This is a genomic window from Rhizobium sp. rho-13.1, from assembly GCF_007000305.1.
In the GTDB taxonomy this organism is placed as follows: domain Bacteria; phylum Pseudomonadota; class Alphaproteobacteria; order Rhizobiales; family Rhizobiaceae; genus Rhizobium; species Rhizobium rhododendri.
In genome coordinates this window covers 695,006-716,248 of sequence record NZ_SCFL01000002.1, presented here as the reverse complement: position 1 = coordinate 716,248, position 21,243 = coordinate 695,006, and the positions used below count along the sequence as shown (strand labels likewise).

General features: G+C 62.7%; 22 protein-coding genes. 15 read left to right on the top strand and 7 right to left on the bottom strand.

Features of this window, described 5'->3' with window-relative positions; genetic code table 11:
* Window positions 1-82: 82 nt before the first annotated feature.
* From EQW76_RS09875 to EQW76_RS09865, 3 genes are all read left to right on the top strand, one after another.
* Window positions 83-1,267: a DnaJ C-terminal domain-containing protein gene (locus EQW76_RS09875; protein WP_142824192.1), complete on the top strand. Its 1,185-nt coding sequence runs from the start codon at window positions 83-85 to the stop codon at window positions 1,265-1,267.
* Between the two features lie 121 nt (window positions 1,268-1,388).
* On the top strand, window positions 1,389-2,207 hold the full coding sequence (gene fabI, locus EQW76_RS09870; RefSeq protein WP_142824191.1) for an enoyl-ACP reductase FabI: 819 nt from the start codon (window positions 1,389-1,391) through the stop codon (window positions 2,205-2,207).
* Between the two features lie 20 nt (window positions 2,208-2,227).
* Window positions 2,228-2,821 carry a histidine phosphatase family protein gene (locus EQW76_RS09865; RefSeq protein ID WP_142824190.1) on the top strand — a complete coding sequence of 198 codons (594 nt, stop codon included), beginning with the start codon at window positions 2,228-2,230 and terminating at the stop codon, window positions 2,819-2,821.
* Window positions 2,822-2,837: 16 nt separating this feature from the next.
* Here the strand turns inward: EQW76_RS09865 and EQW76_RS09860 are convergent, their stop codons facing one another.
* A complete protein-coding gene (locus EQW76_RS09860) occupies window positions 2,838-3,095 on the bottom strand; it encodes a DUF1344 domain-containing protein (RefSeq protein ID WP_142824189.1) in 258 nt (85 codons plus the stop codon).
* A gap of 437 nt (window positions 3,096-3,532) precedes the next feature.
* Between EQW76_RS09860 and aroC the strand changes: the two genes are divergently transcribed.
* Both aroC and ribB read left to right on the top strand, forming a co-directional pair.
* Window positions 3,533-4,630, top strand: coding sequence for a chorismate synthase (aroC, locus tag EQW76_RS09855; RefSeq protein ID WP_142824188.1), 1,098 nt, complete (start codon window positions 3,533-3,535; stop codon window positions 4,628-4,630).
* Window positions 4,631-4,640: 10 nt separating this feature from the next.
* Window positions 4,641-5,741 carry a 3,4-dihydroxy-2-butanone-4-phosphate synthase gene (gene ribB, locus EQW76_RS09850; protein WP_142824187.1) on the top strand — a complete coding sequence of 367 codons (1,101 nt, stop codon included), beginning with the start codon at window positions 4,641-4,643 and terminating at the stop codon, window positions 5,739-5,741.
* A gap of 69 nt (window positions 5,742-5,810) precedes the next feature.
* Here ribB and EQW76_RS09845 read toward each other — a convergent pair whose 3' ends face one another.
* Entirely contained in the window at window positions 5,811-7,001 is a 1,191-nt protein-coding gene (locus tag EQW76_RS09845) for a winged helix-turn-helix domain-containing protein (RefSeq protein ID WP_142824186.1), read from the bottom strand.
* Window positions 7,002-7,110: 109 nt separating this feature from the next.
* On the opposite strand from EQW76_RS09845, the gene EQW76_RS09840 reads away from it, so the two are divergent.
* From EQW76_RS09840 to EQW76_RS09830, 3 genes are read left to right on the top strand one after another with little or no spacing between them, the layout of a single operon-like run.
* On the top strand, window positions 7,111-7,788 hold the full coding sequence (locus tag EQW76_RS09840; protein WP_142824185.1) for an ABC transporter ATP-binding protein: 678 nt from the start codon (window positions 7,111-7,113) through the stop codon (window positions 7,786-7,788).
* Window positions 7,788-8,390 carry an energy-coupling factor transporter transmembrane protein EcfT gene (locus EQW76_RS09835; RefSeq protein WP_142824184.1) on the top strand — a complete coding sequence of 201 codons (603 nt, stop codon included), beginning with the start codon at window positions 7,788-7,790 and terminating at the stop codon, window positions 8,388-8,390. Before EQW76_RS09840 ends, EQW76_RS09835 begins: the two co-directional genes overlap by 1 nt.
* 29 nt (window positions 8,391-8,419) lie before the next feature.
* Entirely contained in the window at window positions 8,420-8,983 is a 564-nt protein-coding gene (locus EQW76_RS09830) for a biotin transporter BioY (RefSeq protein WP_142824183.1), read from the top strand.
* Here the strand turns inward: EQW76_RS09830 and EQW76_RS09825 are convergent, their stop codons facing one another.
* Entirely contained in the window at window positions 8,984-9,385 is a 402-nt protein-coding gene (locus EQW76_RS09825; protein ID WP_142824182.1) for a thioesterase family protein, read from the bottom strand.
* A 164-nt stretch (window positions 9,386-9,549) separates the two neighbouring features.
* On the opposite strand from EQW76_RS09825, the gene EQW76_RS09820 reads away from it, so the two are divergent.
* The 4 genes from EQW76_RS09820 to dxs all read left to right on the top strand — a co-directional run bounded on the left by EQW76_RS09820 (window position 9,550) and on the right by dxs (window position 13,880).
* Window positions 9,550-10,494 carry a histone deacetylase family protein gene (locus tag EQW76_RS09820; RefSeq protein WP_142824181.1) on the top strand — a complete coding sequence of 315 codons (945 nt, stop codon included), beginning with the start codon at window positions 9,550-9,552 and terminating at the stop codon, window positions 10,492-10,494.
* Between the two features lie 2 nt (window positions 10,495-10,496).
* Complete coding sequence (locus EQW76_RS09815; RefSeq protein ID WP_111217733.1) at window positions 10,497-10,748, top strand: exodeoxyribonuclease VII small subunit; 252 nt, start codon at window positions 10,497-10,499, stop codon at window positions 10,746-10,748.
* Window positions 10,749-10,917: 169 nt separating this feature from the next.
* Window positions 10,918-11,841, top strand: a complete 924-nt coding sequence (locus EQW76_RS09810) for a pirin family protein (RefSeq protein WP_142824180.1) — start codon at window positions 10,918-10,920, stop codon at window positions 11,839-11,841.
* A 122-nt stretch (window positions 11,842-11,963) separates the two neighbouring features.
* Window positions 11,964-13,880: a 1-deoxy-D-xylulose-5-phosphate synthase gene (dxs, locus tag EQW76_RS09805; protein ID WP_142824179.1), complete on the top strand. Its 1,917-nt coding sequence runs from the start codon at window positions 11,964-11,966 to the stop codon at window positions 13,878-13,880.
* A 21-nt stretch (window positions 13,881-13,901) separates the two neighbouring features.
* Here the strand turns inward: dxs and EQW76_RS09800 are convergent, their stop codons facing one another.
* Window positions 13,902-14,177 (bottom strand): Atu4866 domain-containing protein, encoded by a 276-nt coding sequence (locus tag EQW76_RS09800; protein ID WP_142824178.1) that lies wholly within the window; start codon window positions 14,175-14,177, stop codon window positions 13,902-13,904.
* Window positions 14,174-14,905, bottom strand: coding sequence for an SDR family oxidoreductase (locus EQW76_RS09795; RefSeq protein WP_142824177.1), 732 nt, complete (start codon window positions 14,903-14,905; stop codon window positions 14,174-14,176). The genes EQW76_RS09800 and EQW76_RS09795 overlap by 4 nt, the downstream gene beginning before the upstream one ends.
* A gap of 167 nt (window positions 14,906-15,072) precedes the next feature.
* Here EQW76_RS09795 and EQW76_RS09790 point away from each other — a divergent pair, with 167 nt between their 5' ends.
* Entirely contained in the window at window positions 15,073-15,963 is an 891-nt protein-coding gene (locus tag EQW76_RS09790; RefSeq protein ID WP_142824176.1) for an AraC family transcriptional regulator, read from the top strand.
* Window positions 15,964-16,020: 57 nt separating this feature from the next.
* On the opposite strand, the gene EQW76_RS09785 is transcribed toward EQW76_RS09790, so the two are convergent.
* The gene (locus EQW76_RS09785) at window positions 16,021-18,021 is read right to left on the bottom strand and encodes a methyl-accepting chemotaxis protein (protein ID WP_142824175.1); all 2,001 of its coding nucleotides are present in this window, start codon (window positions 18,019-18,021) and stop codon (window positions 16,021-16,023) included.
* Between the two features lie 431 nt (window positions 18,022-18,452).
* Between EQW76_RS09785 and EQW76_RS09780 the strand changes: the two genes are divergently transcribed.
* Window positions 18,453-19,208 (top strand): TlyA family RNA methyltransferase, encoded by a 756-nt coding sequence (locus EQW76_RS09780; RefSeq protein ID WP_142824174.1) that lies wholly within the window; start codon window positions 18,453-18,455, stop codon window positions 19,206-19,208.
* Window positions 19,205-20,455 carry a class I SAM-dependent RNA methyltransferase gene (locus tag EQW76_RS09775; RefSeq protein ID WP_142824173.1) on the top strand — a complete coding sequence of 417 codons (1,251 nt, stop codon included), beginning with the start codon at window positions 19,205-19,207 and terminating at the stop codon, window positions 20,453-20,455. Before EQW76_RS09780 ends, EQW76_RS09775 begins: the two co-directional genes overlap by 4 nt.
* 18 nt (window positions 20,456-20,473) lie before the next feature.
* On the opposite strand, the gene EQW76_RS09770 is transcribed toward EQW76_RS09775, so the two are convergent.
* A complete protein-coding gene (locus EQW76_RS09770) occupies window positions 20,474-21,226 on the bottom strand; it encodes a crotonase/enoyl-CoA hydratase family protein (protein WP_142824172.1) in 753 nt (250 codons plus the stop codon).
* Window positions 21,227-21,243: the final 17 nt, after the last annotated feature.

Below are 21,243 nucleotides of genomic sequence, written 5' to 3'. Positions count from 1 at the left end.
CGGCGGGACCGACCGAGGCGTCAGTGAAGTGGGAACGGCATGTTCGACATGGCCTACCAGCAAAAAAGCGGCGATCGAACACATGCGTGATCCTTACAAAACTTTGGGCGTCAGACAGGACGCCGACGTGGACGAGATCAAGGCAGCCTGGCGGTCCATGGCCAAGGCCATCCATCCGGATCACAACCGCGACGACCCGACGGCGACGGCCCGGTTCGCCGAGGTCGGCCGTGCCTACGAGACCCTGAAGGATCCGAAGAAACGCAGCCGCTACGATCAGGTGATAAATATGTCGTCAGCAGCCAAGGGCAACGGTCCGACCATCATGCAGCAGCGCCAGGCGGCGCGCGAAGCCGAAGAACGCGCCAAGGTGGCGCGTGCCAAAGCCGAACGGCTGATGGAAGAGCTGGAGCGGGCCAACGCCCAGAAGGCCCAGAAAGCAGCGGCGGCCGCAGCCTCTGCCGCCCCCTCGCCCTCCGCCTCGCCTTCTGCGGCACCCGATGGAACCGCTGCCCCGGAAACAGCCGAGGACATGGTCGAACGCATTTTTGGCGCCCGCGCTGCAGCCCAGACGGAAAAGCCGGCAATGGCACAGAAGGCGGCGGATGCTCCCGAGTCGGAGGCTGCCGAGCCTGCAGCCCCCGAGGTCGAGCCGGCGGTTGCGACAAGCACCCTTGCCGCCATCATCGCCCTCCCGCCTTTCGGCATGCTGACATCGCTCGTCCGGCGCATCACCGGCGCTGCTCCCCCCATTCAGGAAAAAGCCCCCGAGATTGCCGCCGAAGCCCGCATCACGCTCGACGACATCATCAAGGCGCAGTGGATCACCGTACCGCTTGCCGACGGCAAGGAAGTGCGGTTCCAGGCGGTTGCCGGCATGAGCGACGGCCAGGTCGTCCACCTCAAGGGGCAAGGGCTGAAGCTGCAAGGCATGCTGCGTGGCGACGTGGCGGTTACCGTGCATCTCGAACCGCACGAGCGGTTCAGCGTCAAGGGCTTCGATCTGCACACCACCCTGCCCGTGACGATCGAAAATGCAGTACTCGGATGGGAAACCTCGATCGAGGGACCGCGTGGCAGGCTCGCCGTCAGCGTGCCCCCATGGTCCGGCTCAGACCATACGATCCGCATTCCGGGCGAAGGCCTTGCAAATGACGAAGGCGGCAAGGGAGATCTGGTGGTCGAATTGCGGCTTATGCTTTGGGAAAAACCCGATCACAAGATGACGGATTTGATGCGCAGCATGAAGGATGGATTGTTTCTGTAGCATTTCGGTAGCGCGAGCACCCTTTATTACGTTCCCTAACAGTTGATGATGCTAGCCTAGCTTGAACCCTCGAACCGCCTATGCCATAGGCAGGGTCGATTGAAGTTCAAGGGAGCAGACTATGGCTCAAGCAACAGGCCTGATGGCAGGCAAACGCGGCGTCATCTTTGGCGTGGCAAACAACCGCTCTATCGCATGGGGAATTGCCAAGGCAATCCATGCGCAGGGCGGCGAGGTTGCTTTAACCTATCAGGGCGATGCGCTGAAGAAGCGTGTCGAGCCGCTGGCAGCCGAAATCGGCGGTCATCTGGCTGGCCATTGCGATGTTTCCGACGAAGCCACCATTGACGCCGTGTTCGACAATGTCGAGAAGCTCTGGGGCAAGATCGATTTCGTGGTGCACGCTATCGGCTTTTCCGACAAGGACGAGCTGACCGGCCGCTACGTCGATACGTCTGCCGACAATTTTGCCAAGACCATGCAGATTTCGGTGTTTTCGTTCACCTCGATTGCCCGTCGCGCTGAAAAGCTGATGACCGATGGCGGCGCCATGCTGACCCTCACCTATTACGGTGCGGAGAAGGTCATGCCGAACTACAACGTCATGGGCGTTGCCAAGGCCGCACTCGAAGCCAGCGTCAAATACCTGGCCGTCGATCTCGGACCGAAGAACATCCGCGTCAATGCTATCTCGGCCGGCCCGATCAAGACGCTGGCCGCGTCTGGCATCGGCGACTTCCGCTATATCCTCAAGTGGAACGAGTATAACGCACCGCTGCGTCGCACCGTGACCATCGAGGAAGTCGGCGACGTCGGTCTCTACCTGCTTTCCGACCTGTCGCGTTCCGTCACCGGCGAAATCCATCACGCCGACAGCGGATATCATGTCGTCGGCATGAAGGCCGTCGATGCGCCGGATATTTCCGTCATCAAGGACTGATTTCAGACAGGAATGCATTTTTGACGCTTTACGTCATCCGCCACGGCCAGACGGACTGGAACGCCGAGCGCCGGCTTCAGGGCCAGCGCGACATCGATCTCAACGATATTGGCCGCGAGCAGGCCCGCGTCAACGGTTTGACGCTGGCTGCCCTGCTCGGTGATGAAGCGTTGAATTTCGACTATGTTGCAAGCCCGCTTGCCCGGACGAGGGCAACGATGGAAATCGCTCGTGCGGCAATGGGGCTCCCGCCCGAGGACTATCGCACGGACGAGCGGCTGGTCGAGGTGTCGTTCGGCGCCTGGGAAGGCTCCACCCTCAAGGAACTGAAAATCACCCAGCCCGAGCGACTTGTCGAGCGCAATAGCGGCAAGTGGGACTTCATCCCGCCGGGCGAAAATGCCGAGAGCTACGAGATCCTGTCATGGCGGGTCGGCTCGTGGCTGCAATCGGTCGACAAACCGACCGTCTGCGTCGCCCATGGCGGCGTCATCCGCTCGCTGTTCCGCCTCGTCGCCGAGATACCCAAGGAAGAAGCGGCCGAGGGCGAGATCCCCCAGGACAAGATCCTGAGGATAGAACTGCAGGACAGGACTATCGGCTGGATCGACTGATCCTGCCGCCTGCCGCTTAGACGATATCCAGATCGTTGATAACGCGCCTGCCGTCGACTTCAGTATAGAAGACGATGACCTTGAGCCCGACCTCTAGCCCGTTGAAGTCGAAACTGGGCGGGGCCTGGTAGGTCTTGCCGTCGTCCAGCGTCAGGCTGCGATTCTTCAGATCGACCTTCCGGATGATCCCCTCGACGTCGGCGCTTTCGGCAAAGCCTGCAACCGGCGCAAGAAAGCTGGCTGTGGCCAATAATGTGGCAACAAAGAATCGCATTTTACCAACCTCTTCCAAATTCGGTCGTTCTGATGTTGACCAATAGCCTTCCGAATATGGCTGAAGTTGCTCGTAACAAAGGCTTTTACCGCCTTAATGATGAATCATCTTTAAGCGTTTCATTAAGTTCGGATTAACCAGGGACAGGCTTTGTCGACAAAGGTCAAACGACGGCGGGTAAGCCCATTTCGTAATCGGTCCCGGCCATGGCACTTCAAACTATGATTGCAGCGCCCGGCTTGCCGCGATGATGGCATCGCCGCGGAGCGTGGCGCGCCCGTCCGCAAGTGTTCGCAATTGTGTTTCTCCAACAGTTCTCCGGCAAAGAAAGCCTTTTGCCTCGGCCTGATTTTGTCCTAAGAGTGTGCCGCAATTCGAAGATCAAGCCGCGCCCGTCGCACCGACAGGCAGGCCCAAAGGCAAGCCGGTCGTTCCCCATGTCGCATAATACGTTTGGTCATCTGTTCCGCGTTACCACCTGGGGTGAAAGCCACGGCCCCTCGCTCGGCTGCGTGGTTGACGGCTGCCCTCCTGGGCTGCGGTTCACGCTGGCCGAACTGCAGGTCTGGATGGACAAGCGCAAGCCCGGCCAGTCGCGGTTCGTGACCCAGCGGCGCGAGGACGACATCGTCAAGGTGCTCTCCGGCGTGATGCTGGACGATGACGGTGTCACCATGACGACGACCGGCACGCCGATCTCGATGCTGATCGAGAACACCGACCAGCGCTCCAAGGATTATGGCGAGATCGCCAACCAGTATCGGCCCGGCCATGCCGACTATACCTACGACCTGAAATACGGCATCCGCGACTATCGCGGCGGCGGTCGCTCTTCTGCCCGCGAGACGGCAGCCAGGGTTGCAGCCGGCGGCATTGCCCGGCTTGTGGTGCCCGGCGTCACCGTTCGCGCAGCCTTGGTGCAGATCGGCAAGCACAAGATCAACCGGGACAACTGGGACTGGGCACAGGTCGACCAAAATCCGTTCTTTGCGCCCGACCCCAAGATCGTGCCCGTCTGGGAAGATTATCTCGACAGCATCCGTAAGGCCGGCTCTTCTATCGGCGCCGTCGTCGAGGTCATCGCCGAAGGCGTTCCGGCCGGCCTCGGCGCACCGATCTACGGCAAGCTCGACCAGGATGTCGCCTCGCTGCTGATGTCGATCAACGCCGTCAAGGGCGTCGAGATCGGCAATGGCTTTGCCGCGGCTGAACTGAGCGGCGAGGAGAACGCCGACGAGATGCGCATGGGCAACGACGGTAAGCGGATCTTCCTGTCCAACCACGCCGGCGGCGTACTTGGCGGCATTTCGACAGGCGAGCCGCTGATTGCCCGCTTCGCCATCAAGCCGACCTCGTCGATCCTCACCGAACGCCAGACAATCGACAAGGACGGACGCAATGTCGACCTGCGCACCAAGGGCCGCCATGACCCTTGCGTCGGTATCCGCGCAGTGCCGATCGGCGAGGCGATGGTTGCCTGTGCAATCGCCGATCATTATCTGAGAGACCGAGGCCAGACCGGCCGGCTGACATAAGGACGTTTCCATGCCCTACGACCAGAAGCGCGTCGTCGATGCCATCAGAGCTTTCGAAGCCGGCGAGATCGTCGTCGTCATGGATGACGACGACCGCGAGAACGAAGGCGACCTGATCGTGGCGGCTGTCCACTGCACGCCGGAAAAGATGGCCTTCATCGTCCGTCACACCTCCGGTATCGTCTGCACGCCGATGCCGCGCGAGGAAGCCAAGCGGCTGAACCTCAATGCCATGGTGGCGGAAAACGACTCGGCCCACACTACCGCCTTCACCGTGTCCGTCGATTTCAAACACGGCACGACGACGGGGATCTCCGCCGATGACCGCAACCTAACGGTGCGCAACCTCGCAAACCCCAATGTTGGCCCCGGAGATTTCGTCCGCCCCGGCCACATCTTCCCGCTGATCGCCCGCGAAGGCGGCGTGCTGATGCGCTCCGGCCATACGGAAGCTGCCGTCGATCTCTGCCGGCTGGCGAACTTGCCCCCAATCGGCGTCATCAGCGAACTCGTCAACGACGACGGCACCGTGATGCGTGGCCCGCAAGTCTCGGCCTTTGCCGAAACCCACGGCTTCAAGTCGATCTCGGTCGCCGACCTCATCGCTTATCGCCAGCGCAAGGAAACGCTTATCGAACTCGGCTCGAGCTTCGATATCGAGACCGCCTTCGGCAAGGCCCGCGCCCATACCTATTCGCTGCCATGGGATACCATGCAGCATCTCGCCGTCGTCTTCGGCGATATCCGGGACGGCGTCGATGTGCCCGTGCGCCTGCACCCGGAAAACGTCGCCAGCGACGTCTTCGGCAAGGGCCGCCCGGTCGAGCACTATATGAAGAAGATCGCTGACGAGGGCCGCGGCATCATCGTCTACCTGCGCGAAGGCTCCGTCGGCGTCGGTCACCACGACAATGGCCGCAAGGCACGTCAAGATCGCGAGGCCCATGCCGAAGCCCAGACCCGCGACAGCGAATGGCTGGAAATCGGACTGGGCGCGCAGATCCTGAAAGATCTTGGCGTCACCTCGATCAAGCTGCTGACGACGCGCTCGCGCCACTATGTCGGGCTCGAAGGTTTCGGCATCAAGATCGCCCAAACCGAGATCTGCTGAGGCCACTCGACAACAGTGCGGCGCGCTTCTGCGCGCCCTGGCTTATGAGCGAGACAGGGACGGATAGCGTCACCCGCGCCAGCCGTCGAGCAGCACCACGCGCTCGACGCCGGTAAACCGGGCGATGCGCTCGAGTTCTGCGCTAAGCTTTTCGAGCCTGCCGCTGGAGGCGCGCACGCCTTGCTCGAGCCATAGGCGCCTGACCTCGAGGGTACCGGCCTTGCGGTCGGCCTTCATGTCGATGCGGCCGATCAGCCGGTCGCCTTCGAGCAGCGGAAAGACGTAGTAGCCATATTCCCGCTTGGCCTCCGGTACGAAGATCTCGATACGATAGAAGAAACCGAACAGCCGCTGCGTGCGATCACGGTCGCGAAGCGCCGGATCGAAGGGGCTGAGCACGCGCAGGCGGGCCGGGGGATCCGGATGGTGATCGATGGTCTCCTCGAAACCGGCAAACGCAAAGGATGGACGCGGCTTGCCGCCGAGCGCCGGTTCGATCAGCACCTCGCAGAGTTCCTGGCCGTGGGCATCGACCCATGTCTTGACCTCCTGGGGCGTCAGCAGGTTCCAGAAGGCGGCAATCTCGCCTGACGTGGCAAAGCCGAGGCGCTGCAGCGCGCTGCGACAGGCCCAGTCGACGAAGGCCTCGTGGTCGACCTCTCCAGCCAGGAATTCGGCGGGGATGACGCGCTCGACGAGATCGTAGATCTTCTGGAAATTGCGGCGGCCAGCGATTGCGAACTTCCCGGTGCGCCAGTGATATTCCAGCGCCGTCTTGTTCGGATGCCAGTTCCACCAGCCGCCCGAGACATGGCCGTCCGCCTTGATCTCGCGCGCCATGATCGCGCCGCCATTGGCGACACGCTCATAGGTCTCCTCGAACGCGGCCTCGAACCCCTCGCCCCGCCACTTGCGCCAACGCTCGATGATCGCGGCGTCCTCGCGGCGAAACTTGTGCTTCCAGTAGACAAAGAAATCGCTCGGCAGGATCGAGGCGTCGTGCGTCCAGTGCTCGAACAGTGCACCGTCCTTTTCCAAAAGCTCCGTCAGGTGCTCGCGGCGATAGGTCTGGTTGCGGGAAAACAGGATCTGGTGATGTGCCCGCTCGACCGTGCCGATGCTGTCGACCTGGACGAAGCCGATGTCCTTGATCAGTTGCAGCAGCCCGGCTTTGTCGAGCGCGCGGTTGGGTGGCGTCGCCAGCCCCTGACGGGCCAGGAAGACGCGGCGGGCGTCGCTGTTTGAAATCAGAATCGTCATGCGGAGAGGATGGCCCTTTATCGACGCCATATCAAACGTCCGCCTTCTATATTTGCCACCCCGCATTTACCGGCTATAGGACAGCGTCTCCGTTTCACGAGGGCCTACATTGGATATTCGCTTCGAGCAGGCGGGACTGCGGTTCGGCCAGCAGGTCGCGCTTCAGCCTTTCAGCGTGACGCTGATCGAGCGGCGCGTCGGCATTATCGGCCTCAATGGCTCCGGCAAGAGCAGTTTCGCCCGGATGATAAACGGGCTCGCCAAGCCGACGACGGGCCGCGTGGTGGTCGATGGGCTCGATACCGTCGCCGATGCCAAGGCGGTGCTTGGCAAGGTGGGCTTCATCTTCCAGTCGCCGCAGAACCAGATCATCCTGCCAGTCGTGCGTGACGATATCGCGCTAGGCCTCAAAAATCGCGGGCTCGGCAAGCCGGAGATTGCGGCTGCCGTCGATGCCGTACTCGACCGCCTCGACGCCCGGCACCTGGCCGACCGGCGCGCCCACGAGCTTTCCGGCGGCGAACTGCAGCTGGCGGCGCTTTGCTCGGTGCTGGTCACCGGCCCCGACATCCTGATCCTCGACGAGCCGACCAACCAGCTCGATCTTCGCAACCGGGGACGGGTCGAGAGAATGATCGGCGAACTGCCTGAAAACGTCATCGTCATCAGCCACGACCTCGAATTGATCGAGAATTTCGAGCGCGTGCTGCTGTTCGACAAGGGACGGCTCGTCGCCGAAGGATCACCCGGCGACAGCATTGCGCTCTACCGGGAGATCGCCCGCTGATGCAATCGCTTTATGTCGATGCCGATAGCTGGATGCATCGCCTCTCCGCAAGGCTGAAGCTCATTGTCATGGCGCTGCTCGGTATCGCATTGTTTGCGACCGGTAACCCCGGCGTGCTGGGCGTGGCGCTGCTGGCAGGGGCGTTTCTCTATTTTACCTGCGGATTGGGCTGGAAGGAGGCGCTGCAGCGCTTGCGGCCGGTGCTGCTGACCATTGCCTTCGTCAGCCTGTTCAGCCTGCTATTCAATCCGTGGGATCAGGCCCTGGTCACCGTCCTCAGGTTGGTAACGCTGACGCTGTTTGCCGCCACGGTGACGGCGACTACCACCATTGCCGACTTCATGGACGAAATAACCTGGGCGGCGATGCCACTTGAACGGACAGGACTGGTGAAGGCTGCCGATATCGGTCTTGCGGTCGGCCTCGTGGTCCGCTTCGTGCCTGAGATCGTCGGCCGCTATGCGGCGATCCGGGAGGCGCATCAGGCGCGCGGGCTTACGATCCGGGTGCGGACGACGCTGGTGCCGCTGATCATTCTGACGCTGCGGGATGCAGACGCCATCGCCGCAGCGATTGACGCGCGCGGCATTCGGCGGCATTGAAAAAGTAACAGTTGATTTTGGAGCCCCCCATGAGTACCCGCGACCTCGTCCTCTCCGCCCTTTTCGCAGCGATCATCGTGGCGCTCGGACTTTTGCCGCCGATCTCGCTCGGCGTCATTCCGGTACCGATCACCGCGCAGTCGTTGGGCGTCATGATGGCCGGCGTCGTGCTCGGGGCCAAACGCGGGGCAATCGCCGCGCTGATCGTCGTGCTGCTGGTCGCCATCGGCCTGCCGGTGCTGTCCGGCGGGCGTGGAGGCCTGGCGGTCTTCGTGGCACCGACGGCGGGCTTCCTCGTCGGATGGATTTTTGCGGCGTTCGTGACCGGCATGCTCTCCGAGCGGCTGGTTAAGGCTGAGCAGTCGGGCATCGCACAGGGCATCGGCTTCTTCATCGCCTCCGTCGCCGGCGGCGTGGTCGTGCTCTATGCCTTCGGCATCGCCTATCTCGCCATCGCCGCCAATATCGGCTTCAGCAAGGCCTTCTTCGGGTCGCTGGCCTTCGTGCCCGGCGATATCGTCAAGGCGGTCGTCGCAGCGCTGGTCGGCCGCGCGGTCATGGCCGGCTACCCGCTGCTGCCGCAGCGGAACTGATCAGTCGAGATATTTGTAGAGCCAGTCGCGGGTGTCTTCCGGCAGCGGCGACGGCTCGTGCTCCTCGCCACGCACGGCCAGCCAGAGGATCTCCACTTCGGCTGCCAGTTCGTTGCCCGCCTCGACCATCACCATGAAGCCGACCGACTTGCCGCCGATCTTGTTGACGGTCACAGAGAAGCGGGCAAACTCGTCGTATCTGAGCCCCCGGTGCAGGGAGCAGGAGGCGCGGGTCGGGATGTATATCGGCTCGTCGCTGACTTCGGGCCGTTCACGCCAGAAGTTCGACAGCGCGGTTTCCGCCTCCGAAATGTAGGAGGCGATGAACATCTGGCCGAACCTGTCGACATCGCGCGGTGGAACGCGCATTTCGGTGATGTCTGCTCGCTGGGCTCTACTCATTACACAACCTTGACGGACACGCTGTCCTTAATGAAAGCTTAAGCACCGGCTCGGCCGAAAGTAAACGGGCCTTGCCTCCTCTTGGTTAAGCGCATTTGTTGACATTGTGGTGATCGCTCCCATCTGCCGTGCTAGGTGAGATGTTTCATAGTTAGGCTGACCGCATGAGCACGCGTCTTTACGAACATCCGATTTTCCTGGAGCATATCACGCCCGATGGCCATCCGGAGAGATCCGACAGGCTGCGGTCGATCAATATCGCCCTGGAGCATCCCAATTTCGCCCGGCTGGAACGGCGCGATGCGCCGCAGGCCAACGAGGACGCCATCCTGCTCGCCCACCCGGAAGAGCACCTGGAATTTGTGATGCGCTCGATCCCAGACGCCGAGGACGGCGAAGGGCAGATCAACCAGCTTGAAGCGGACACCTACGCCAGCCCGAAAAGCCTGCAGGCGGCGCTGACCGGTGTCGGCGGGGCGATGGCTGCGGTGGACGACGTGTTTACCGGGGCTGCGGACAATGTCTTCGTCGCCTCGCGGCCGCCCGGCCACCACGCCGAGAAGAACAAGGCGATGGGCTTCTGCTTCTTCAACAATGCCGCCATTGCCGCCCGCCATGCGCAGCGGACCTACGGCGCCGAACGCGTTGCCATCGTCGACTGGGACGTGCACCACGGCAACGGCACGCAGGACATCTTCTGGGACGATCCGTCCGTGCTGTTCTGCTCGACGCACCAGATGCCGCTCTATCCGGGATCCGGTGCCAAGACCGAAACCGGCGGCAAAGGCACCATCGTCAATGCGCCGCTGTCGCCCAACAGCGGCAGCGACCATTTCCGCGAGGCGTTCAAGTCGCGCGTGCTGCCAGCGCTCGACGACTTCCGGCCGGACCTGATCATCATCTCGGCCGGCTTCGATGCCCACCACCGCGATCCATTGGCGCAGATCAACCTGACCGGCGAGGATTTCGACTGGGCGACCGGGCGCGTTCTCGAAATGGCCGACAAGAGCGCCAAGAACCGGGTCGTCAGCCTGCTCGAAGGCGGATATGATCTGGAGGGGCTGGCCGAATCGGCGGGCCTGCATATTCTGCGTATGATGAAGGGTTGACGATGACTGACAGTGCCAAGCCGGATGTGTCCGACTACTCGTTCGAAAAGGCTGTTGCCGAACTCGAAAGCATTGTCGCGCGGCTGGAACGCGGCGACGTGGCGCTGAACGAATCCATCGAGATCTACGAGCGCGGCGAAGCCCTGAAGAAGCATTGCGAAGCGCTGCTCTCCGCCGCCGAAAACCGCATCGAAAAGATCCGCCTGGACCGAGCCGGCAAGCCTGTCGGCGTGGAGCCGCTGGACAGCCAGTAAGGCCTCCGACGGCATGCGAACCGGCATCCACCGATCCAGTGCTGCAATTTGCAGATCTGTCGGCGGGGCGGACCGTTGCCTTATACGACAGGCGCGCTGCGTGCGGCAAAGTTCTGCTGGGCGCGCAACGGATGAGCGGGTAATCTGCCGTCACCGACAGGAGATTCCGATGTCCTTTTTCCCCGGCAAAGACCCTCTTCCCGGCGATGCCCGTGCCTCCGATGCCATTGAGCAGCTGATCATTCCGCGGACCGCCGATATCGGCGGTTTTTCCGTGCGGCGGGCTCTGCCGACGAGCCGGCGCCGGCTGGTCGGGCCGTTCATCTTCTTCGACCGGATGGGACCGGCGGTGCTGCGGGGAGATCAGGCGATGGATGTCCGGCCGCATCCCCATATCGGGCTGTCCACGGTCACCTACCTGTTCGACGGCGAGATCCGCCATCTCGACAGCCTTGGCACCGAGAAGATCGTCCGGCCGGGCGATCTCAACCTGATGACAGCAGGCCGTGGCATCGTTCACTCCGAGCGGACGCCCGACAACCTGCGCGGCCATCCGCTGTCGATCTCGGGCGTGCAGACCTGGCTTGCCTTGCCTGAGGACAAGGAGGAGATCGACCCATCCTTTTCGCACACCGACAAAAGCGCCATGCCTGTCATCGACGGCGACGGCGCCTCCGGGCGGGTGATCATCGGCAACTTCGACGGCCTGGCATCGCGGGTGAAGGTGTTTTCCGACACGCTTTATGTCGACCTGGCACTCGAGCCCGGCCGTTCGTTTCCCTTTGGCGCCGACCACGAGGAACGCGCCGTCTATGTTCTGTCGGGCGCGCTGATGGTGGCTGGCGACCGTTTCGAGGCGGATCAGCTGCTGGTCTTTCGCCCAGGCGACGCGATCACGCTGACGGCTGCCGAAAAAGGCTGCCACCTGATGCTTTTCGGGGGTGCGGCACTCAGTTCGAAACGCTATATCTGGTGGAATTTCGTATCGTCCTCGAAGGAGCGCATCGAACAGGCGAAGGAAGAGTGGCGCACCGGCCGCTTCGATATCGTCCCTGGCGACGAGGAAGAATTCATTCCGCTGCCGGAAGGCTAACTCGCCCCGCAGGCCGAAGGGGACCAACTTGCCGCAGCCCCTTGAAACGGCTTCTTTCGCAACGATCTATTTTCGGGTATGGCGGGCCGCCCGTCCAAGAACATAAGAAGAGGCTCCAGCCTGTGACATCATCGCCCAAGACGCCGCTGCTGGATCAGGTCGACTTTCCCGCCGACCTTCGCAAGCTGGAAGACCGAGACATGCCGCAGCTTGCGCGTGAAGTGCGCGACGAGATGATCGATGCCGTGTCGCGCACCGGCGGCCATCTCGGTGCTGGCCTCGGGGTTGTCGAGCTGACGATTGCCATCCACAAGGTATTCGATACGCCGAACGACCGGCTGATCTTCGACGTCGGCCACCAGTGCTATCCCCACAAGATCCTCACCGGGCGCCGCGACCGCATCCGTACACTGCGCCAGGAAGGCGGGTTGTCCGGCTTTACCCGCCGGGCGGAGAGCGAATACGATCCCTTCGGCGCGGCCCATTCCTCAACGTCGATCTCGGCCGGTCTCGGCATGGCGGTGGCAGCCGAACTGGACAACACCGCCCGCAAGGTGATCGCCATCATCGGCGATGGCGCAATGTCTGCCGGCATGGCCTATGAGGCGCTGAACAATGCCGGCGCGCTGGACGCACGGCTGATCGTCATCCTCAACGACAACGACATGTCGATCGCGCCACCGACGGGCGCCATGAGTGCCTATCTGGCGCGGTTGGCATCTGGCCGGACGTATATGGGCATGCGGGAAATCGGCAAGAAGCTGACTGCGTATCTCGGCAAGAACGTCGACCGCGCTATCACCCGCGCCGTCGAGCATGCGCGCGGATATGTAACGGGCGGCACGATGTTCGAGGAGATGGGTTTCTATCACATCGGCCCTATCGACGGGCATTCGTTCGAGCACTTGCTGCCGGTGCTGCGCAATGTCCGCGATAATGCTCAAGGGCCGGTGTTGATCCACGTCGTGACACAGAAGGGCAAGGGCTATGCGCCGGCCGAAGCTGCCGCCGACAAGTATCACGGCGTCAACAAGTTCGACGTGATCACCGGGACGCAGGCCAAGGTGAAGCCGAACGCACCGAGCTATACCAGCGTCTTTGCCGACGCCCTCGTCCAGGAGGCAAAGCTCGACGACAAGATCGTCGGCATCACCGCCGCCATGCCGAACGGCACCGGCCTCGACAAGCTGGCGGAGATCTTTCCGAAGCGCTGTTTCGACGTCGGCATCGCCGAGCAGCATGCCGTGACCTTTGCCGCGGGTCTTGCCACCGAAGGCTTCAAACCGTTTGCGGCGTTGTATTCGACCTTCTTGCAGCGGGCCTACGACCAGGTGGTGCACGATGTGGCAATCCAGGGGCTTCCGGTGCGCTTCCCCATCGACCGGGCCGGCTTCGTCGGCGCCGACGGGCCGACCCATGCCGGTTCGTTCGACACCACTTTCCTTGCCACTCTGCCCGGCTTCGTGGTCATGGCCGCGTCCGACGAGGCGGAGTTGAAGCATATGGTACGCACTGCTGCCGCTTATGACGACGGTCCGATTTCTTTCCGCTACCCGCGCGGCGAAGGTGTCGGCATCGAAATGCCGGAGCGTGGTGAGATCCTCCAGATCGGCAAGGGCCGCATCGTCAAGCAGGGCTCGAAGGTGGCGCTGCTGTCGTTTGGGACGCGGCTGGCCGACAGCCTGCTGGCCGCCGAGGATCTCGATGCTGCCGGCCTGTCGACGACGGTCGCCGATGCGCGCTTTGCAAAACCGCTGGACCACGACCTGATCCGCCAGCTGGCCCACCATCACGAGGTGCTGATCCTCATCGAGGAAGGTTCCGTCGGCGGCTTTGCAGGCCATGTGCTGCAGTTCCTCGCTACAGACGGCCTGCTCGATATCGGCCTGAAGATCCGCTCGCTCGTCATGCCAGACATCTGGATGGAGCAGGCCAAGCCCGAGGCGATGCTCGCCTATGCCGGTCTCGACCGCGCCAACATCGTCCAGACTGTCTTCAAGGCGCTCGGACGCCCGAATATTGCCGGCATCGCCGGCTGATATGGAAGGCAAGCGCTCCGATCAGCCGGCGCGGTAGAGAACCATCCCGGCGTGGTGCAACACGCCGTCGATGAAATCGCCATCGGCCGTGAAGCCGGTATCGTCCCAGTATTCGATGTGGGTGCCGCTTACCTCGTAGCGGCCACGGTAGGCGCTTTCGCGCTGTCCACGGGCTTCATCGTAGCGGTTGTCCGGGAGAAGACGGTGTCGGATGAGGCCATCGGCAGTCATCCACAAGCCGACATAGGGATGGGACATTGTCCGGACCTCATCGTTGCGTGATGGATCTGTCGTCATGCTGCGGCCGTCGGTCGGACGACGATCTCGCTCGTGTCGACATCCCCGGGCTGGGCGATGACATGATGAATAGCCCGGGCGATGGCTTCGGGCTTCAACGCAATGCTGCGATAGGCGACCATGGCTTCGGCCGTGGCTGGGTCAGTTATCGTATCCGCGAGTTTCGACTCGACAACGCCCGGATAGACGCAGGTGACGCGCAGCTTGGTGTTTTCCTGCCGCAGGCCGTCGGAGATAGCGCGGACGGCATATTTCGTGGCGCAATAGACGGCGGCTGTCGGCGACACCGCGAGTCCACCGATCGACGAGACGTTGATGATCTGCCCGGTCTCCTGCCGGTTCATGATCGGCAGCACGGCAGCGATGCCATAGAGAACGCCCTTGATGTTGACATCGATCATGCGGTCCCATTCCTCGACCTTGAGCAACGCCATCGGCGACAGCGGCATGATCCCGGCATTGTTGACGAGCACGTCGATACGACCGAATGCCTCCATGCCGGCCGCAACGAAGGCGTCCATGTCCCTGCGGCTAGTGACATCGAGAGCCTGCAAAAGCACCGTTCCGCCGCTGGCTTCGATCTCTGCCTTCAGCGTGTCGAGCCGGTCCTTGCGTCTTGCCCCGATGACGACGCGGGCGCCTGCTGCGGCGAGTTCGATGGCCACGGCTGCGCCGATGCCGCTGCTTGCGCCGGTGATCAGAACCACCTTGTCCCTGATGCCTGTCATTCAAATGTCCTTCCAGCAAAGAGACGACGGAATTGCCGTCTTTGTTGGCCACAACCTGACTTCAAGACCAAGATGGCGGTAGACAGCTTTTCCGAATTTCTTGCACGATCCTCCGAAAGCGCCCCCTTGGTCTTGGCAACAAGCTTTCGCCGGGACATAGTGCGACTATGGAAACCATTGCCGAACTCGCAGGATTGATCAACCGCCACGCACCGGAAGACGGCAGCTACGATACCGCCATCCCCCGTGTCGGGCTGATCCGCTGTTCGGCCGAAACGGAGCCCGTCCACACACTCTATCGGCCCTCCTGCTGCATCGTTGCCCAAGGTCGCAAGCGGGCCGTGATCGGCGAGACCAGTCTTGTCTACGACGCGGCTCATTATCTGGTCGTCGGCATCGACCTGCCCGTCATCGGCGCCGTGATCGAGGCAAGCGCCTGCGAACCGTATCTCTGCTTCAAGCTCGAGTTCGACGCCGGTATTCTCGCGGAGATGGTGTCGACAACACCCACGCGCGTCGACAACGCCCCGGCAGCCCGCCTCAGCGCCACGACGCCGAAGCTCATCGATGCTGTTGCGCGGATGCTGATGCTGCTGGACGAACCGGAGGATGCGGCGGCGCTGGCACCGCTCGTCGAACGGGAAATCCTCTATCGCCTGCTCGGCGGGCCGCAGGGCGCCATGCTGCGGCAGATTGCCAATGGCGAAAGCCGCCTCAACCAGATCGGCCGCGCCATCGACTATATCTGCCGGAACTTTCAAGCACCGTTTGCAATCCAGGATCTCGCCAATATCGCCGGCATGAGCCCGTCGTCATTCTACGAGCATTTTCGAACGACGACGGAGATGAGCCCGCTGCAGTTCCGGACGCAGATCCGTCTTCAGGAGGCACGGCGGCTGATGATGATCGAAGGACTGACAGCGGCCGAAGCTGGCTTTCGGGTGGGCTACGACAGCCCTTCCCAATTCAGCCGCGATTATCGCCGCACCCACCGGGAGACGCCCCGGCGCGACGTGGCACGGATGCGTAGCACCGCCACACCCGCCGCGCCAAATTAGAAAGGGCGATGCTGCTGCACCGCCCTTTTCGTTGAACTCGGATTTATCAGCCAGTTCTCAGAATTCTTCCCAGTTTTCCTGAGCCGGGGCGCTGGCGGTGGATGGCTTGCCGCCGCTGAGGGCTTTCGCGAGCGTCTGCCCAAGGGCTCGTGCCGGCGAGGTTACCGCGCGGGTGCGGTCTGTGGCGGCGCTAATTCTGGACGCAGCGGGCCTGGGCGCCGTCGCAGGCTTCGGAGCGAAGGCGGCGGGCTTCGATATCTGTGGGTGGCGGCCCTTGCTTAGCCTGAACTGGCGGAGGAGGTCGTCGAGGGCGCTGGCTTCGCTTGCGAGCGAATGGCTTGCAGCCGTCTGCTCCTCGACCATGGCCGCGTTCTGCTGGGTGCCCTGGTCCATGGCGTTGACGGCGAGGTTGATCTCCTGAAGGCCGGTCGACTGTTCGCGGGTCGAGATGACGATCGCGGCGATGTTCTGGTTGATCTCGCGGACCTCGGAAACGATCGCCTCCAGTGCCTTGCCGGTTTCACCGACGAGCGCCACGCCGGCATTGACCTGCGTACCCGACGTGTTGATCAGCGCCTTGATCTCCTTGGCAGCTTTTGCCGAGCGCTGGGCGAGTTCGCGGACTTCCTGGGCGACGACGGCAAAGCCTTTGCCCGCCTCGCCGGCACGCGCAGCTTCGACACCGGCGTTGAGAGCCAGAAGGTTGGTCTGGAAGGCAATGTCATCGATGACGCTGATGATGTTGCTGATTTCGCCCGATGATTTTTCGATCTCGTGCATCGCCGAAACCGCCTTGCGGACGACGTCGCCGGAGCGCTCGGCGCCAAGGCGGGCGCGCTCGACGAGATGACCGACGTCTTCGGCGCGCTTGGCGGAGTCGCGCACGGTTGTCACCACCTGCTCGAGGGCTGCGGCCGTTTCCTCCACCGATGCTGCCTGCTGTTCGGTACGGCGCGCAAGATCGTCGGCGGCAGTACGGATCTCGTCGGCACCGGCACTGATGGCCGAGGCATTGTCGCCGACGGACTGCAGCGTCACGTCGAGCTTTTCAGCGGCATTGTTGAAGTCGATGCGGACGCTGTCGAATTGCGGGGCGAAGACCTGCTCGAGGCGGGCAGCGACATCGCCGCTTGCCAATGTCGACAGGCCGGCGGCCAGCGCGTCCATGGCGAAACGCAGTTCTGCCTCTTCGCGGGCCTTCTGGTCGTCGTCCATGTGGCGGCGTCGCTCGGCGTCGCTGCGCATGCGCTCGGTTTCACCGGCAAGACGCAGTTTCTCGATTGCGGCGTCCTTGAACACCAGCACGGCTTCGGCCATGCGGCCGACCTCGTCGCCGCGTCCCGAGCCAGGAACCTCGACGTTGTTGTCGCCGCCGGCCAGCCGACCCATCGCCGCTGTCATGCCAACGATGGGCTTGACGATGGTGCGCGACAGGAGAAAGGCGAGGATGGCGGCAGCGAGCGAAGCAACGATACCGCCGAGGATGAGCGTCCAGCTCAGGTCGCTGTTGGCTTTGGCCTGCGTCGCGGCCAGCACATCGGCCTGGCTGCGGGCGATCTGCTTGACCTTGGCTGCGGCATCGCGGAAACCGTCCAGCTGGCCCTTGGCTTCATTGACACCGATCTTGACGATCTGGTCGACCGGCATCTCGGTTTCCTTGCGGGCCTTCGCCTGTGGCTCGGCCAGCTGGTGGAAATAGAGATCGGCCGTCTTCTGCATGGTATCGAGGGCCTGTTGCATATCGGCATGGCCGCCGGCGACGTCCTTTGCAGCCGTGATGCTCTTCAGCATGCGGTCGCGGTTGGCGAAGAGATCGCCATAGGTGCTGTTGCTGCGGAACAGCAGGAAGCCGCGCAGATTGACCGCCTGCTCCAGCATGGCCTGCAGGGAGTCATCGACGAGGTTGACGAATTTCTGTGACTGCGCCTGTTCGGTGGCGGCTGCCGCCGAGACGCGTGCCTTCGAATAGACGAAGGCCGAGACGGAAACGAAAAGCAGAATGAGCGCGACGAACGTAATCGCCAGCTTGCCATTCAGAGAAAGATTTTTAGCAGACATCGCCAAGCGCCTCCTGAGCGCTGTCCTCAGAGAACATCCCTCGCGGCGCCATGGAACGCAGCGAGAGGTCAAATTGATGAAACATGATCGGATAGGCGCGACCTGGCAGATGCCATCATGGCGGGCTTGGCCCTCGAGGGGCCATCGCAATGGCCGCAACGTTAGCGCTCATAGCTTTCCAATCGTTTAACTTCGATAGCGCGATGGTTGCGCACCGAAGCACGATCCCCAAGCATTCCGGCAGACATTAAGACCGTCGCGGTCATCGGGGAGGTCGTCGCCGGGACTTCGTGATGCCAGTGCCTGTTTCGTTGGCGGGCAGCTGATGACGCAGGCGGATTCCGGGCCGGCAGGCGTTGGAAACAGGCGGAGATCGGCTTGAGACATATAAAAAGCTTGCAACTGATGGCATTGGCGGTCATGGACAGGCCATGTCAGAACAATTTCCTCCCCAGTACCGCCTCGATCAGCTTGTCCTGTCGCGAGGCCTCGTGGCTAGCCGATCCCGCGCCCGTGACGCCATCCAGCGTGGCACCGTCAAGGTCGACGGCAAGGTCATCACCAAGGCAAGCATGACCTTTGCCGACGATGTCGTGCTCGAAATCGACGATCCCGCACAGGACTACGTTTCGCGCGCGGCGCTGAAGCTGGTCGCGGCGCTCGACCATTTCAAGCTCGATCCGGCCGGTCACGACTGTCTGGACGTCGGCGCATCCGCCGGCGGCTTTACCGAAGTACTGCTGCAGCGCGGCGCCGCACATGTCACCTCCATCGATGTCGGCCATGGCCAGATCCATCCGCGCGTCGCCGGCGACGAGCGTGTCACCAGCATCGAGGGCCTCAACGCCCGCTACCTGACATCGGACGATATCGACAACCGCGCCATCACCTTCATCGTCTCCGATGTGTCGTTCATCTCGCTGAAGCTGGCGCTGGTGCCGGCCCTCGAGCTTGCCGAAGCCGGCGCCTTCTGCGTGCTGCTGGTCAAGCCGCAGTTCGAGGCCGGCCGCGAAGCCGTCAGCAAGGCCGGCCTGTTGAAACTACCGGAAACGGCGCCCGACGTGGCTGCCGACCTCGAGCGCTGGCTGGTCGACGAAATGGGCTGGGAAACGCTTGGCCTTATCCCCTCGCCGATTGCCGGCGGCGACGGAAACCATGAATTCCTATTGGCGGGACGCAAGCCATGAGCGCCGAAACAGTTACCATCAACAAGCTTGGCGGCCAGGGCGATGGTATCGCCCATGATGCCAACGGCCCGATCTTCGTGCCCTTCACCCTGCCTGGCGAGAGCGTCGCGATTGCCCGGATCAAGGACAAGGGTACGTTGATGTCCATCCTCAAGGCGTCGCCCGACCGGCAGGAGCCGCCGTGCCGGCACTTCGGTCCCGATGGCGTCAACGGCACCTGCGGCGGCTGCACGCTGCAACATTACGCCGATGTGCCTTACCGGGCGTTCAAGCGGCAGCTGGTAATCGACGCGTTGAAGTCGAAGGGACTGACGCCTGACGTCGACGACCTGGTGGCGGCCCATCCGGGCCAGCGCCGGCGCGTGGTGTTTGCCGCACGCCGCACCGAGAAGGACGTGCTGATCGGCTTCAACCAGGCGGACAGCCATCACATCGTCGCCATCGAGGAATGTCCCATCTCGTCACCGGATATCGTCGGCAAGCTGCCGGCGATCCGCATGGTGGCAAAGGCGCTGTCGATCAACGCAGAAGCTTTCCGCATCAGCGTGCTGGAAACGCTGGCCGGCCTCGACATCGCCGTCGACGGCATCAAGGCGCTCTCGGACGAACAGCGTCGCGCCGCCATCGAAACCATCCTGTCGCTTCGCGGCATCGCCCGCATTTCGCTGAACGACGAAATCATCCTCGAGAAGACCAAGCCGATGATCGATTTCAGCGGCGTGCAGGTCTCGCCACCGCCCGGTGCCTTTACCCAGGCGACCAAGCAAGCCGAAGACGTGATGGCCGATCTGGTTGTCGCCCATATCGGCAAGGCCAAGCGCATCGTCGATCTGTTCGCCGGCTCCGGCACCTTTGCGCTGAGGCTTGCCCGTCTCGGTCGCGTCCATGCCGCCGAATCCGACGGCAAGGCGCTGGCGGCCCTCGATCTTGCCGCCCGCACCACGCAGGGTCTGAAGCCCGTCAGCACGGAGCGTCGCGACCTTTTCCGCCGGCCGCTGATGACGGCGGAGTTCAAATATATCGACGCCGTCGTCTTCGATCCGCCGCGCGCGGGCGCCGAAGCGCAGGTCAAGGAACTGGCGCGCTCGGCGGTCAAGAAGATCGTCGCGGTCTCCTGCAATCCGCTGACCCTGGCGCGCGACCTCGCCATTCTCGTCGAGGCCGGCTATCGCATCACCAAGGTAACACCGATCGACCAGTTCCTCTGGACATCCCACGTCGAAGTGGTGGTCTCGCTCGAGAAGTAAGCGAGATTTCGTCCTGGCTCAGCGTTTGAAGAAGCCTTCGAACGCGGCTCGGGCTTCTGCGGTGCGCAGTTGCGCTTCAAAATAGCCCGCCTCCTCGGCGATCCGCGCCGTGATATCCTGTTGATGGCCGCGCAGCAGGTCGCGGGCGATTTTCAGGGCGCCGGGCGGCTTGGCGGCCAGTTTTGCCGCGACCGCCAGTGTCTCCTCCTCGAGAGCTTCCTCTGTTGTGACCTTCCAGATCAACCCGTCGCGCCGTGCCTCTTCCGCCGTTAGCGGTTCTCCGGCGGCCAGCAGCGCGAAGGCGTGCTGGTATCCCATCAGCCGTGGCGCGATGAGGCTGGAGGCTGCCTCCGGCACCAGCGCCAGATCGACGAAGGGCGTACGAAACATGCTGCGTCCGGACGCCAGCGTCAGGTCGCAGTGCATATGGATTGTCGTGCCGATGCCGATGGCCATGCCATCGACGCCGGAGACCAGCGGCTTGTCGAAGCCGGCGAGCGCGTTGAGGAAATCGAGCACCTCCGTGCCCATCGCTCCCCCCATGGCAAAGGCCAGAAAGTCGGACATGTCGTTGCCGGCGGAAAAACATCCGGGTTGCCCAAGGAAGACGACGACGTGAACGCTTGCCTCCGCGCTCGCCACCTGCAGGGCCTCGGTCATGGCAGCATACATGGCGCGGGTGATGGCATTCTTCTTTTCCGGCCGGTTGAAGCGGAGCACCCGGACATCCGGCATGGCTTCCGGGGTTTCGATCAGGATATGGTCCGTCATGAATGGCTCCTCATTTA

Coding starts and splice junctions, on each gene's coding strand:
- EQW76_RS09875 (WP_142824192.1), top strand. CDS start 83: ATGCGTGATCCTTACAAAACTTTGGGCGTCAGACAGGACGCCGACGTG.
- fabI (WP_142824191.1), top strand. CDS start 1,389: ATGGCTCAAGCAACAGGCCTGATGGCAGGCAAACGCGGCGTCATCTTT.
- EQW76_RS09860 (WP_142824189.1), bottom strand. CDS start 3,095: ATGCGATTCTTTGTTGCCACATTATTGGCCACAGCCAGCTTTCTTGCG.
- aroC (WP_142824188.1), top strand. CDS start 3,533: ATGTCGCATAATACGTTTGGTCATCTGTTCCGCGTTACCACCTGGGGT.
- ribB (WP_142824187.1), top strand. CDS start 4,641: ATGCCCTACGACCAGAAGCGCGTCGTCGATGCCATCAGAGCTTTCGAA.
- EQW76_RS09845 (WP_142824186.1), bottom strand. CDS start 7,001: ATGACGATTCTGATTTCAAACAGCGACGCCCGCCGCGTCTTCCTGGCC.
- EQW76_RS09835 (WP_142824184.1), top strand. CDS start 7,788: ATGCAATCGCTTTATGTCGATGCCGATAGCTGGATGCATCGCCTCTCC.
- EQW76_RS09830 (WP_142824183.1), top strand. CDS start 8,420: ATGAGTACCCGCGACCTCGTCCTCTCCGCCCTTTTCGCAGCGATCATC.
- EQW76_RS09825 (WP_142824182.1), bottom strand. CDS start 9,385: ATGAGTAGAGCCCAGCGAGCAGACATCACCGAAATGCGCGTTCCACCG.
- EQW76_RS09820 (WP_142824181.1), top strand. CDS start 9,550: ATGAGCACGCGTCTTTACGAACATCCGATTTTCCTGGAGCATATCACG.
- EQW76_RS09815 (WP_111217733.1), top strand. CDS start 10,497: ATGACTGACAGTGCCAAGCCGGATGTGTCCGACTACTCGTTCGAAAAG.
- EQW76_RS09810 (WP_142824180.1), top strand. CDS start 10,918: ATGTCCTTTTTCCCCGGCAAAGACCCTCTTCCCGGCGATGCCCGTGCC.
- EQW76_RS09800 (WP_142824178.1), bottom strand. CDS start 14,177: ATGACGACAGATCCATCACGCAACGATGAGGTCCGGACAATGTCCCAT.
- EQW76_RS09795 (WP_142824177.1), bottom strand. CDS start 14,905: ATGACAGGCATCAGGGACAAGGTGGTTCTGATCACCGGCGCAAGCAGC.
- EQW76_RS09790 (WP_142824176.1), top strand. CDS start 15,073: ATGGAAACCATTGCCGAACTCGCAGGATTGATCAACCGCCACGCACCG.
- EQW76_RS09785 (WP_142824175.1), bottom strand. CDS start 18,021: ATGTCTGCTAAAAATCTTTCTCTGAATGGCAAGCTGGCGATTACGTTC.
- EQW76_RS09780 (WP_142824174.1), top strand. CDS start 18,453: ATGTCAGAACAATTTCCTCCCCAGTACCGCCTCGATCAGCTTGTCCTG.
- EQW76_RS09775 (WP_142824173.1), top strand. CDS start 19,205: ATGAGCGCCGAAACAGTTACCATCAACAAGCTTGGCGGCCAGGGCGAT.
- EQW76_RS09770 (WP_142824172.1), bottom strand. CDS start 21,226: ATGACGGACCATATCCTGATCGAAACCCCGGAAGCCATGCCGGATGTC.